At 72.2% G+C, this 12,094-nt stretch carries 11 protein-coding genes; 2 read left to right on the forward strand and 9 right to left on the reverse strand.

Translation table 11 applies throughout. The features are described from left to right. Positions 1-63: 63 nt before the first annotated feature. A complete protein-coding gene (locus F8568_RS29625) occupies positions 64-846 on the forward strand; it encodes an MOSC domain-containing protein (RefSeq protein WP_151596982.1) in 783 nt (260 codons plus the stop codon). Positions 847-859: 13 nt separating this feature from the next. On the opposite strand, the gene F8568_RS29630 is transcribed toward F8568_RS29625, so the two are convergent. From F8568_RS29630 to F8568_RS29665, 8 genes are all read right to left on the reverse strand, one after another. Then, complete coding sequence (locus tag F8568_RS29630; RefSeq protein WP_236009313.1) at positions 860-1,435, reverse strand: CDP-alcohol phosphatidyltransferase family protein; 576 nt, start codon at positions 1,433-1,435, stop codon at positions 860-862. 8 nt (positions 1,436-1,443) lie between these two features. Beyond that, the gene (rimO, locus tag F8568_RS29635; RefSeq protein WP_151596984.1) at positions 1,444-2,871 is read right to left on the reverse strand and encodes a 30S ribosomal protein S12 methylthiotransferase RimO; all 1,428 of its coding nucleotides are present in this window, start codon (positions 2,869-2,871) and stop codon (positions 1,444-1,446) included. Between the two features lie 106 nt (positions 2,872-2,977). Continuing rightward, the gene (locus F8568_RS29640) at positions 2,978-3,733 is read right to left on the reverse strand and encodes a helix-turn-helix domain-containing protein (RefSeq protein ID WP_151596985.1); all 756 of its coding nucleotides are present in this window, start codon (positions 3,731-3,733) and stop codon (positions 2,978-2,980) included. 216 nt (positions 3,734-3,949) lie between these two features. After that, on the reverse strand, positions 3,950-6,616 hold the full coding sequence (locus tag F8568_RS29645) for an FtsK/SpoIIIE family DNA translocase (protein ID WP_202125494.1): 2,667 nt from the start codon (positions 6,614-6,616) through the stop codon (positions 3,950-3,952). Positions 6,617-6,775: 159 nt separating this feature from the next. Beyond that, a complete protein-coding gene (locus F8568_RS29650; protein WP_151596986.1) occupies positions 6,776-8,461 on the reverse strand; it encodes a ribonuclease J in 1,686 nt (561 codons plus the stop codon). Further along, positions 8,458-9,396: a 4-hydroxy-tetrahydrodipicolinate synthase gene (gene dapA, locus F8568_RS29655; RefSeq protein ID WP_151596987.1), complete on the reverse strand. Its 939-nt coding sequence runs from the start codon at positions 9,394-9,396 to the stop codon at positions 8,458-8,460. Before dapA ends, F8568_RS29650 begins: the two co-directional genes overlap by 4 nt. Positions 9,397-9,642: 246 nt before the next feature. Continuing rightward, positions 9,643-9,864 (reverse strand): hypothetical protein, encoded by a 222-nt coding sequence (locus F8568_RS29660; RefSeq protein WP_151596988.1) that lies wholly within the window; start codon positions 9,862-9,864, stop codon positions 9,643-9,645. A 138-nt stretch (positions 9,865-10,002) separates the two neighbouring features. Then, entirely contained in the window at positions 10,003-11,067 is a 1,065-nt protein-coding gene (locus F8568_RS29665) for a glycoside hydrolase family 18 protein (RefSeq protein ID WP_236009314.1), read from the reverse strand. A gap of 262 nt (positions 11,068-11,329) precedes the next feature. Here F8568_RS29665 and F8568_RS29670 point away from each other — a divergent pair, with 262 nt between their 5' ends. Next, positions 11,330-11,563 (forward strand): hypothetical protein, encoded by a 234-nt coding sequence (locus F8568_RS29670; protein WP_151596989.1) that lies wholly within the window; start codon positions 11,330-11,332, stop codon positions 11,561-11,563. Positions 11,564-11,681: 118 nt separating this feature from the next. Here the strand turns inward: F8568_RS29670 and F8568_RS48745 are convergent, their stop codons facing one another. After that, positions 11,682-12,074, reverse strand: coding sequence for a hypothetical protein (locus tag F8568_RS48745; RefSeq protein ID WP_236009315.1), 393 nt, complete (start codon positions 12,072-12,074; stop codon positions 11,682-11,684). Between the last annotated feature and the right edge of the window lie 20 nt (positions 12,075-12,094).

Here is a 12,094-nt window from a genome sequence, read left to right on the forward strand (position 1 = left end):
ATCGGTGTCAAGTATCGCCGGTTCTCCTGGTCACCCGCGCGGGTGCCGCCCTACCGTCGGCTCATGATCGCCGTCATCACCGCGCTGAACGTCTACCCCGTCAAGAGCGCGGCCGGCGTCCCGCTCGCCGAAGCGGAGATGGCCCCGGACGGGCTGCGCCACGACCGGGCCTTCATGCTCGTCCGCCCGGACGGGCGGCACCTGTCGCAACGGGAGGTGCCCGCCCTCGCGCTGATCCACCCCGCCTACGACGGGACGAAGCTCACCGTCACCTCGCCGCTCGCGGACGCGCCGCTGATCTGCGCGGAGGCGGACGGCCCGGCCCGCGACGTCACCGTGCACCGGCGGCCCTGCCTGGGCATCGACCAGGGGGACGACGCCGCCGGCTGGTTCCGCGAGGCGCTCGGGATCTCCTGCCGCCTCGTCCGCTTCACCGGGACGCGTCCCACGAAGCGCGGCGGCGGCACGCTCGCGTACGCCGACGGCTACCCGGTGTCGGTGCTGTCGCAGGAGTCGCTCGACGACCTGAACCATCGGATGGACGGTCCGCTCCCGATGAACCGGTTCCGTCCCAACATCGTGCTGAGCGGCCTCGGCGCCTACGGCGAGGACGGGGTGACCCGGCTGCGCGGCGCCGCCGAGATCGAGCTCGTCAAGCCGTGCGGGCGCTGCGTCATCATCAACACCGACCAGGAGACGGCCGAACGCTCCCCCGCTCCGCTGCGCGCGCTCGCGACCTACCGCACCCAGCGCTCCGACGGGGCCCGCGAGATCGTGTTCGGCCGGCTCGGCGTCCCGCGCGCGCTCGGCACGCTCCGCGTCGGCGACGAGCTGACCGCGTCCTGACCCGCCGAGAGGGTCAGCTACGGGAAGCGCGGCGCAGGCGCCATGCCCGCACGACGTAGTCGGCGCCGGTCACCACGGTGACGATCAGCGCGGCGCCCATCGTGACCCAGCGCAGGTAGTCCAGCGGGCCGGGCAGGATGTAGAAGCCGATCGCGAAGACCTGCAGCATCGTCTTCAGCTTGCCGCCCTTGCTGGCCGGGATCACCCCGTACCGGATGACGACGAACCGCATCAGCGTGATGCCGATCTCGCGGACCATGATGACGGTCGTCACCCACCACCACAGCTCGCCCAGCGCCGACAGGCTGACCAGCGCCGCGCCGGTCAGCGCCTTGTCGGCGATCGGGTCGGCGATCTTGCCGAAGTCGGTGACCAGCCCGCGGGACCGGGCCAGATCACCGTCGATCTTGTCGGTGACGGACGCGGCGGCGAACACCGCGAACGCGCCGATCCGCCAGCCGGTGCCGTCCATGAACAGCAGCCACACGAACAGCGGCACCAGCGCGATGCGCAGCAGCGTCAGCGCGTTGGCGATGTTGTAGACGCTCGCGGGCGGCGGATCGGGCGCCCCGGCGACCGGTTCGGGCATGCCCGCGATCATGACACGTCCGCGACGAGGTCCACCCCATCGCTGCCGGTGACCCGGGCGGCGACGATCTCGCCGAGGGCCAGGCCCTCGCCGCGGACCAGCACCGTCCCGTCGACCTCCGGCGCCTGGTGCGCGGCGCGGCCCTCGAACCCGCCGTCCGCCTTGTCCTCCAGCAGCACGTGGACCAGCGAGCCGACACGGTCCTCGGCGCGCTGCGCGGTCAGCTCCTCGGCCAGCTCCGACAGCTCCTCGACGCGGCGGGCGATCTCGTCCGGGTCGACCTTGCCGTCGAGGTCCGCGGCCTCGGTGCCGTCCTCGTCGGAGTAGCCGAACACCCCGACGGCGTCGAGCCGCGCGGCGGACAGGAACTCCGCGAGCTCCTCGAAGTCGTCCTCGGTCTCGCCGGGGAACCCGACGATGAAGTTCGACCGCACGCCGGCTTCCGGGGCCTGCGCGCGGATCTGGTCGAGCAGCTCCAGGAACCGGACGCGGTCGCCGAACCGGCGCATCGAGCGCAGCACCGGGCCGCTGGCGTGCTGGAAGGACAGGTCGAAGTAGGGCGCGACGCCGGGCGTGCCGCAGATCGCCTCGATCAGTCCCGGCCGCGTCTCGGCGGGCTGCAGGTAGCTGACCCGGACGCGCTCGACGCCGTCCACGGCGGCGAGGCCGGGCAGCAGCTTCTCCAGCGCGCGCAGGTCGCCGAGGTCCTTGCCGTAGGACGTGGAGTTCTCGCTGACGAGCACCAGTTCCCGGACGCCGTGCCCGGCGAGCCAGCGGGCCTCCTCCAGCACCTCCGCCGGGGGCCGCGACACGTACGCGCCGCGGAACGCCGGGATCGCGCAGAACGTGCAGCGCCGGTCGCAGCCGGACGCCAGCTTCAGCGGCGCCACCGGACCGCCGCCGAGGCGCCGCCGCAGCACTCGCGGCCCGGACGCGGGCGCCACGCCGTCCGGCAGGTCGTCCCGCTCGCCGGAGGGACCGCCGTGCCCCGGGATCGCCACGCCCGCCGCGGACGCGGACCGCTCGACCGGGCTGATCGGCAGCAGCGTGCGGCGGTCGCGCGGGGTGTGCGCCTCGCGCGCGCGGCCCTCCATCAGCTCGTCGAGCCGCTCCCCGATCGACAGGTAGTCGTCGAAGCCGATCACCGCGTCGGCCTCGGGCAGCGCCTCCGCCAGCTCCCTGCCGTACCGCTCGGCCATGCAGCCGGCAGCGACGACCTTGGCGCCGGAGTCGTGCGCCGCGAGCAGCGTGTCGATGGAGTCCTTCTTGGCCGCCTCGATGAAGCCGCAGGTGTTGACGACCACGACGTCGGCGCCGTCCGCACCGTCCGCCAGGTCCCACCCGGCGTCCTCCATGCGCGCGGCGAGCTCCTCGGAGTCCACCTCGTTGCGGGCGCATCCGAGCGTGATGAGCGAGACCTTGCGGCGAGTCGACATGCCCCTAAGGTAATGGGCCCGGGCAGCGCCGCGGACCGCCGCCCCGCCCCGGTGACCAAGCGGTCAGCCGCCGGGTCGGCCGACTCGGGCGCGGCGGGCGGGGCGCTCAGGCCGCAGCGGGATCGTCGCGGTCGAAGCTGAGCCGCTGGACGCCCTTGCCCTTCCCGGGCGTGCCGATGTCCTTGCCGTTCACGGTGAGCCGGACCCCGCCGCCGATGCCGATCACCATGCTGATCTTCTTCTTGGCGGTCCACTTCTTCTGGTCGCCGCTGCGCAGCACGCCGGAGTACAGCGCCTTGCCCTTGTCGCCGCGGACGTTCACCCAGACCGTCCGCTTGGCGACGACCGCGACCTCGACCGTGGTGCGCGGCGCCGCCGCCACCGGGTCGGTGGACTTGGGCGGCGCCGTCGGGCTCGGCTTGGACGGGCGCGGCGCGGGCGTCCCGGCGACCTGCCGAGCGGTGTGCCGCTCGCCGCCACCGTCGTGCCGGACCGCCTGGAACACCCCGGCGATCACCACGACGGCGAGGGCGAGCGCCATCGCCGCGCTCCAGTTCGCCGACCGGCGCTCGCGGAACGGGATCGGGCGCTCCGGCTCGAACGCGGCCGTCGCCGACACCGGCTGCGGCGCGCCGCCGTGCGCGGCGTCGAACTCGCTGACGAGCGGTTCCGGATCGATGCCGATGACCCGCGCGACGCTGCGGATGTGGCCGCGCGCGTAGAAGTTGCCGCCGCAGGCGGAGAAGTCGTCGGCCTCCATGCCGCGGATCACCGTCTCGCGGATCCGCGTCTGCAGACTGACCTGTGTCACCGAGAGACCCGCCTGCCGACGCTCCTGGGCCAAGGTCTCACCGATGCTCACGCCGAGCCTCCTTCGAGCACGTTCGCGGCTGGTTCCACACTGCTGCGACACCAGTCTAGAAACGGAAATGCCCGCTCGGCGAGCGCCAACACGTTCGAAACAGGGCAAGATTTCGCATCATTCCGCCATGCCCTTCCCGCTGTCCGGTGGCCATATGACGGTAACGGCGCCGACATTCCGTTGTTCCCCGCGGTAAGCGCCGCGGGGCGGCGCCGGTCAGCCGCCGCCGCGCAGTTCCGCGAGCACCCCGGGCAGGTCGTCGGGCTTGGCGAGCACATCGCGCGCCTTGGAGCCCTCGCTCGGCCCGACGATGTCGCGGCTCTCCATCAGGTCCATCAGCCGCCCCGCCTTGGCGAAGCCGACGCGCAGCTTGCGCTGCAGCATCGAGGTGGACCCGAACTGCGTCGACACCACCAGCTCGATCGCCTGGACGAGCAGGTCCATGTCGTCGCCGATCTCCTCGTCGATCTCCTTCTTCGGCGCGGACGACTCGGCGACGTCCTCCCGGTAGTTCGCCTCCATCTGCCCCTTGCAGTGGTCGACGACGCTGTGGATCTCCTTCTCCGACACGTAGGCGTTCTGGATCCGCATGGGCTTGCTCGCGCCCATCGGCAGGAACAGCGCGTCGCCCTGGCCGACGAGCTTCTCCGCGCCGGGCTGGTCGAGGATGACGCGGCTGTCGGACAGCGAGGAGGTCGCGAACGCCAGCCGGGACGGCACGTTGGCCTTGATGAGGCCGGTGACGACGTCGACGGACGGGCGCTGCGTCGCGAGCACCAGGTGGATGCCGGCGGCGCGGGCGAGCTGGGTGATGCGCACGACCGAGTCCTCGACGTCGCGGGGCGCGACCATCATCAGGTCGGCGAGCTCGTCGACGATCACCAGCATGTACGGGTAGGGGGTGTAGACGCGCTCGCTGCCGGGAGGCGCGGTCAGCTTGCCCGCCTTCACCGCCTTGTTGAAGTCGTCGATGTGCCGGAACCCGGACGCGGCGAGGTCGTCGTACCGGCGGTCCATTTCGCCGACGACCCATTCGAGGGCTTCGGCCGCTTTCTTGGGGTTGGTGATGATCGGGGTGATCAGGTGGGGAATTCCCTGGTACATGGTCAGCTCGACCCGTTTCGGGTCGACCAGGATCATCCGCACCTCGTCCGGCGTCGCCCGCATCAGCACCGAGGTGATGAGCCCGTTGATGCAGGTCGACTTGCCCGCGCCCGTCGCGCCCGCGATCAGGATGTGCGGCATCTTCGCCAGGTTCGCCACCACCGTGCGGCCCTCGACGTCCTTGCCGAGCCCCACCACCATCGGGTGGTGCTCGTTGGTCGCCGCCGGGGACCGCAGCACGTCGCCGAGGCTGACGATGTCCTTGTCGGTGTTCGGGATCTCCACGCCGATCGCCGACTTGCCGGGGATCGGGGAGATGATCCGCACGTCCGCGCTCTTCACCGCGTACGCGATGTTCTTGGTCAGCGCGGTGACCTTCTCCACCTTCACCGCCGGGCCGAGCTCGATCTCGTACCGGGTGATCGTCGGGCCCCGGGTGAACCCGGTGACCTGCGCGTCGATGTCGAACTGCTCCAGCACGCCGGTGAGCGCGTTCACCACCGTGTCGTTGGCCTTCGTGCGCGGCTTGGCCACGCTGCCCGGCCGCAGCGCCGACGGGTCCGGCAGGAGGTAGATCTCCCCGGACGACGACAGCGGCAGCTGCTCGGAGCTGCGCGGCGCCGGCGTCGGGTCGGGGACGTCGCCGTGCACGGGCTCCTCGGGCGGCGCGGGCTCCTGCGGGACCGGGTCGGCCGGCGGCGGCGCGTCGTCGAAGGGCGGCATGTCGTCGACCGGCGGCGCCGGCGGCGGGACGTCCCCGCCGAACGGGTCCGGCTCGAACAGCTCGTCGGCGAGGTCGCGGCTCGGCCGCTCGCGGCGCTTCGGCTCGTCCTCCAGCAGCGGCGTGTCGTACGGCCGGGAGTGCTCGCCGACCTCCAGCTCGTCGTCGGCCTCGTCCGCCTTCTTCTTGCGGCAGCGCTTCTTCGGCGCCTCCTGCTCGTCGTCCGCCGCGTCGGACGGGCGCTCCGGACGGCCCTGCAGCGTCGCGACGGCCCACAGCTCACCGACCCGCTCGGGCACCTTCGCGATCGGCGTCGCGGTGATGACCAGCAGGCCGAACCCCGACAGCAGGAGCAGCAGCGGCACCGCCACCCAGCCGCTGAGCGCGGCGTCCAGCGGCGCCGACACCAGCCAGCCGACGACGCCCCCGGCGTCGCGGACGCCGGGCATGTCCTTCGACGGCGACGGGATGCCCGCCGCGATGTGCAGGATGCCGAGCACCCCGACGGTGAGCGCGGTCAGGCCGATGACGACGCGCCCGGTCTCCTCGTTCTGCTCGGGGTGGCGCAGCGTCCGCCACGCCAGCAGCGCCAGCACCACCGGCAGCGCCATCGCGACGATGCCGATGCCGCCGCGCACGACCTTCTCCAGCGCGATGGTGACGACGCCGTCGGGCCGGAACCAGGTGACCGAGGCCAGCACGATCGACGAGCCGAGCAGCGCGAGCCCGAGGCCGTCGCGCCGGTGCTCGGGGTCGAGGTTGCGGGCGCCGTTGCCGTAGGCGCGGAAGATCGAGCCGACGGCGACCGCCGCGAGCAGGTACAGCTTGAACAGCAGCTTGAAGAACCCGAGGACGGCCTGCGAGATCGGGTCCGGCTTCTGCTGCGGGCGGCCCCGGCCGGATCCCCGTCCGCCGCCCTTCGCGCCGCCGCGCGCTCCACCGCCCTTCGCGCCGCCGCTCGTTCGCTTCCGGGGGGCCGACCCTGCTGGTTTGCGAGCCGCGCTGCCCCCGGTACGCGAGGAGGTGGTCTTCGCTCCCCCGGACGCACGTGTGGCCATGGTTATGAGAGTAACCAAGGAGCGCCGGGGTTCCCGGGACGGCGAACGGGCGTGTTGCCCATACCGGGACGACCGGGCATTGACACCACCCGGCGGGCCCGGGACGACACCACCCTGGGGCAGCCGCGCTGTGCGCGCACGGCCGCCCCGGAGCGGCCGCTACACCTCGACGACCACCGGGATGATCATGGGGCGGCGGCGGTAGTTGTCGCTCACCCACTTGCCGACCGTGCGGCGGATCAGCTGATTGATCTGGTGCAAGTCGTTGACGGCGTCACCGGCCGCGCCCGCCAGCACGTCCTCGATCCGCTCGATGACCTCGTCGAAGTCCTCGTTGACGATGCCGGCGCCGCGGGCGTGCACCTCGGGCCCGGCCACCAGCTTGCCGGAGGTCGAGTCGATGCCGACGACGATGGAGACGAAGCCCTCCTCGCCGAGGATCCGCCGGTCCTTCAGCGAGGTCTCGGTGACCTCGCCGACCGACAGGCCGTCCACGTACACGTACCCGGCCGGGACCGCACCGACGATCTCGGCGTGCCCGTCGACCAGGTCGACGACGACGCCGTCCTCGGCGATGACGATGTTGTCGTCCGGCACGCCGGTGAGCGCGGCGAGCTTGGCGTGCGCCCGAAGGTGCCGCCACTCGCCGTGGATCGGCATGAAGTTGCCCGGCTTGGTCACGTTCAGCACGTACAGCAGCTCGCCCGCCGACGCGTGCCCCGACACGTGCACCAGCGCGTTGCCCTTGTGCACGACCCGCGCGCCCCACCGGGTGAGGCCGTTGATGACGCGGTTCACCGCGTTCTCGTTGCCGGGGATGAGCGAGGACGCCAGCATCACGGTGTCGCGGTCGGTGATGCGGATCGAGTGGTCGCGGTTGGCCATCCGCGACAGCGCCGACATCGGCTCACCCTGCGAGCCGGTGCACACCAGCACGAGCCGGTCGCCGGGGATGTCGTCCAGCTCCTTCTGGTCGACCATCACGTCCTCGGGGACGTTGAGGTAGCCGAGCTCGCGGGCGACGCCCATGTTGCGGACCATCGAGCGGCCGACGAAGCACACCTTGCGGCCGTTGGCGACGGCGGCGTCCAGCACCTGCTGGACGCGGTGGACGTGCGAGGCGAAGCAGGCGACGATGAGCCGCTCCTGCGCGGTGCGGAACACCTCGTCGACGACCGGGCCGATGTTGCGCTCGCTGGTGACGAACCCGGGGACCTCGGCGTTGGTCGAGTCCGACAGCAGCAGGTCGATGCCCTCGGAGCCGAGCCGGGCGAACCCGGGCAGGTCGGTGAGCCGGCCGTCCAGCGGCAGCTGGTCCATCTTGAAGTCGCCGGTGTGCAGGACGAGCCCGGCGGGCGTGCGGACCGCGAGCGCGAGCGCGTCCGGGATGGAGTGGTTGACGGCGAAGAACTCGCAGTCGAACGGCCCGAACGCGCGCCGCTCGCCCTCGGCCACCACGTCGGTGACCGGTTTGATGCGGTGCTCGGTGAGCTTGGCCTCCAGCAGGGCCAGCGTGAGCTTCGAGCCGATCAGCGGGATGTCGCGGCGCTCGCGCAGCAGGTACGGGACGGCGCCGATGTGGTCCTCGTGCCCGTGCGTGAGGACGACGGCCTCGATGTCGTCGAGGCGGTCCCTGATGTACTCGAAGTCCGGCAGGATCAGGTCGACGCCGGGCTGCTCGGTCTCGGGGAACAGGACGCCGCAGTCGACGACGAGTAGGCGGCCGCCGTACTCGTAGACCGTCATGTTGCGGCCGATCTCCCCGAGCCCGCCGAGCGCGACGATGCGCAGGCCCCCTTCGGGCATGGCGGGCGGGTCCGAGAGCTCCGGGTGAGGATGACTCACCGGGCGACCTCCGGAATGACGTCCTCCGGCACTTTGACTCCCCCTATCGTGAGGTCTTCGCGCAGGCGCGCCGCGAACTCCGGCGTGGCCTCCACCAGCGGGGCGCGCAGCGGGCCGCCCCCGGGAAGGCCCAGCAGGTTCAGCGCTGCCTTGACGGCGATGGCGCCCTGCGTACGGGTCATGATCGCGGCGACCACGGGCAGCAGGCGCCGGTGGATCTCCAGCGCCCGCCCATGCTCACCGGCGCGGTATGCGTCGATCATCTCATGGAGTTCGGTTCCCACGACATGGCCGACCACGCTGACGAACCCGGCGGCGCCGACCGACAGCCACGGCAGGTTCAGCACGTCGTCGCCGGAGTACCAGACCAGGTCGGTCTGCGCCATCACCCTGGACGCGCCGAACAGGTCGCCCTTGGCGTCCTTGACGGCGATGATCCGCGGATGCTCGGCGAGCTGCACCAGCGTGTCGTTCTGGATCGGCACCCCGGCGCGCCCCGGGATGTCGTAGAGCATGTTCGGCAGGCCCGTCGCGTCGGCCACCGCCGTGAAGTGGCGGAGCAGGCCCTCCTGCGGGGGCTTGTTGTAGTACGGGGTGACCACGAGCAGCCCGTGCGCGCCGGCGGCCTCGGCCTGCCGCGCGAGTTTCAGGGTGTGCTCGGTGTGGTTGGTTCCGGCACCGGCGACGATCACGGCGCGGTCGCCGACCGCCTCGATGACCGCGCGCAGAAGCGTGCTCTTCTCGTCGTCGCTCGTCGTCGGCGACTCGCCGGTCGTCCCGTTGACGACCAGGCCGTCGTGGCGCCGCTCGTCGACCAGGTGGGTCGCGAGGCGCGCGGCGCCGTCGTAGTCGACTCCGCCGTCCGGCAGGAACGGCGTGACCATCGCGGTCAGCATCCGCCCGAACGGGGCGTCGGTCGTTGTGCTGGGTGCCATGCATCGAACGGTACCGTTCCGGCCGCCGGCTTGGAGCCGCAGGTGGAGGGGTTTCGCGGCCGGGCCCGGACGGGCGCGCCGACCGGCCTCCGCGAGGGCCCCGGCACCGGGCTTCGGACGGGTCCGCGGCGGCTCCCGGGCGGGCCGGGGGCGGGCGCGGAAGAAGCCGCCGCCACACGCTCGGGGGTACGCGTGGCGGCGGCTCCCACACCCGTCATCGTGGCACGCAAATGCCTCGTTACGGGGTCAGTCCGGCCACTTCCCGGACTCGGTTGGATAACGTGACCCTCCGGTCAGTTCGCGCAGCCGGCCGCGCAGTTCCTCGACGTCCGGCGTGCGCACGAGATCATTGCCCCGGACGGCCCACCACTGGCCCGATCCGCCGCGCCCGATCCGCCAGCCGGTGAACTCGGCTGACAGCTCGCTGAGCCGGTCGGCGTCATGCCGCGCGGTCCGCTGAATGCGCATCGGCCTCGTCCCCACTTCCCTAGCCATCCGCCGGTACCTCCCGGACTTCCGCACCGATGCGTACCCCGCCGCCGCACGCCTATACGCCCCTTCCCACCTGGGCATACGAAGAAATCGGTACGTAGTCGGCCGGGTTTCTCAGCGGCCAACCTTTTCTGTCGCCGGCGGCAGCCAGGTGGCGCGATATCGAGCCCATTCGGCCGGTGTGGTGGTCCAGTCCGCGTACACGCCGACGCCGTACGGGCGCTTCGGCGGGCGTTTGAGCTCGGCTATTCCGCGCCGTGCACCACGCAGCGCGACGGTGAGATTCTCAGCCCAGTCCATCATCGGCCGGTACGTCGGAACGCCGATGAACACCGTGACCTGATCGCCGATGAGTTCCAGGGTGCGGCGGGTATGCCGGGCGAAGTGCCAGCCCGCGAGCGACTGCGTCGGCAACTCCACGTCATAAGCCATGAGGGCGACCTGGTCGACGCGCGCGGCGACCTTGCGCAGGAACGCGTCGGTGGGGCGCGGCGGGTAGTGCCACGGCCCGGTGCGCGGCAGCAGCGCCTTGTAGACGGGCTGCGCCGCGTCGACCAGCGTCGGCTGCTCCAGCGCCACCGACAGCAGCCGGCCGCGTGAGCGGGTCAGCGCGCGGGTCGCGTCGAGCAGCGCCAGGAACGCGCCGTCGTCGGGGTAGATCGGCTCGAAGTCGTAGTGGACGCCGTCGAAGCCGAGGTCGAGCAGGGCCGCGTCGGTGCGCACCACCCGGTCGCGGACGGCGGGGTCGTCCAGGTCGATGACGCCCTTCCCCTCGACCTCGCGGATCTGCCCGAGGTACGCCTGGACGCGCACGCCCGGCGCGTACCGGTGAACCGCCTTGATGAGGGCCCCCGCGTACCGGTACTTCGCCGCGGGGACGGTCCCGTCCGCCTCGAACGGCCCGGCGTGGAAGAACACGTCGGTGATGCGGTTCTCCCGCAGGAGCGCGGCGAGGCCCCGGTACTCGGCGTCGGTGTGCGGCTCCCCCACCCACTGGTGCCTGGCCCACAGCGCGTTCGCCTCGGTGCCGCGCGCCTCCGGCTCGGGCTGCCACCACGTCCAGGCGCCGGCGAAGGTGATCGCGACGAGCCCGAGCACGTACGCCGCCGTCCAGCCCGCCCACCGCGCACCGCGCCGGAAACCGCGCTGGATCCTGACAGAACGCCTTATCCCCGTCATCCAGCAATGATCCCGTATCGGCCCGTCACATCGGGCGCGCCGCGTTCCCCCCGCTTCCCGGTCCGGGGTGCCGGAGGCCACGCGCCGGCCATGAGTCGATCATGATTGCGCCGGGACGGCGCGTCGCGCGCGGCAAGCGTTGACAGCGGGGGAACCCTTAGGTGACGAGGCGGCTCAGCGGTGCCGGGCCCCTGGTCCGATGGGGTCTCGCGGGGGGTCGCCCCGATCCTGTTCCGAATACCGGGATGGAGGTCGAACCGACATGCGAGCACGACCGGACCACGCCGAACCGAGACCCCTGCCGCCACCGAAGCCGTCCCGCGGGGCGCGGGGGGCCGTTCCCCCGCGAGAAGCGCTGGTCAGCACCCGGGCGCTGCTGATCGTCCTCGTGGCGATCGGCGCCGGCGCCCTGACCGCGTGGGCCCCGCAGGCCGCGATCCCGATCGGGGTCGGCGTCGGCGTGGTCACCCTGCTGGCCCAGATCGTCAAGGACTGAAGGCCGTGGGGGTGTGGGGGGGGGGGGGGGGGGGGGGGGGGGGGGGGGGGGGGGGGGGGGGGCCCCCCCCCCCCCCCCCCCCCCCCCCCCCCCCCCCCCCCCACAACTCGACGAGAGATCAGAAGACCGGGATGATGTCCTCCGCCTCGATGCCGGTGACGTCGACGCCGGGGATCGCGGGGAACGCGATCCCCCACCGCTCCACGATCGCGCGGACGCGGGCGATCGCGACCCGCCAGTTCTCCGCCTGCTCCTCGAACGGCAGCACGCCGAGGCCCGCGTCGCGGGCGTGGTCCATCAGGACGCGGTGGTTGTGCAGGAAGTAGGGCGGCAGGTCCCAGAAGCCCTCCGGCGGCTCCCAGAGGATCATCGGCAGGAAGACGAAGCCGGCCCGCAGCTGCTTGGTGATCTGGCCCTTGACGTCCTCGGTGAGGCCGGGCCACTCGTTCTCCAGGATCGTCATGCAGATCTGCAGATGCCGGGACTCGTCGCGGCCGATCCGCTTGAACATCTCGCTGAACAGCGGGTGCT

This window comes from Actinomadura physcomitrii (assembly GCF_008923205.2).
GTDB classification, from domain to species: Bacteria; Actinomycetota; Actinomycetes; order Streptosporangiales; family Streptosporangiaceae; genus Spirillospora; species Spirillospora physcomitrii.

Coding starts and splice junctions, on each gene's coding strand:
- F8568_RS29625 (WP_151596982.1), top strand. CDS start 64: ATGATCGCCGTCATCACCGCGCTGAACGTCTACCCCGTCAAGAGCGCG.
- F8568_RS29630 (WP_236009313.1), bottom strand. CDS start 1,435: ATGCCCGAACCGGTCGCCGGGGCGCCCGATCCGCCGCCCGCGAGCGTC.
- dapA (WP_151596987.1), bottom strand. CDS start 9,396: ATGGCACCCAGCACAACGACCGACGCCCCGTTCGGGCGGATGCTGACC.
- F8568_RS29645 (WP_202125494.1), bottom strand. CDS start 6,616: ATGGCCACACGTGCGTCCGGGGGAGCGAAGACCACCTCCTCGCGTACC.
- F8568_RS29665 (WP_236009314.1), bottom strand. CDS start 11,067: ATGACGGGGATAAGGCGTTCTGTCAGGATCCAGCGCGGTTTCCGGCGC.
- F8568_RS48745 (WP_236009315.1), bottom strand. CDS start 12,074: ATGTTCAAGCGGATCGGCCGCGACGAGTCCCGGCATCTGCAGATCTGC.
- rimO (WP_151596984.1), bottom strand. CDS start 2,871: ATGTCGACTCGCCGCAAGGTCTCGCTCATCACGCTCGGATGCGCCCGC.
- F8568_RS29670 (WP_151596989.1), top strand. CDS start 11,330: ATGCGAGCACGACCGGACCACGCCGAACCGAGACCCCTGCCGCCACCG.
- F8568_RS29660 (WP_151596988.1), bottom strand. CDS start 9,864: ATGCGCATTCAGCGGACCGCGCGGCATGACGCCGACCGGCTCAGCGAG.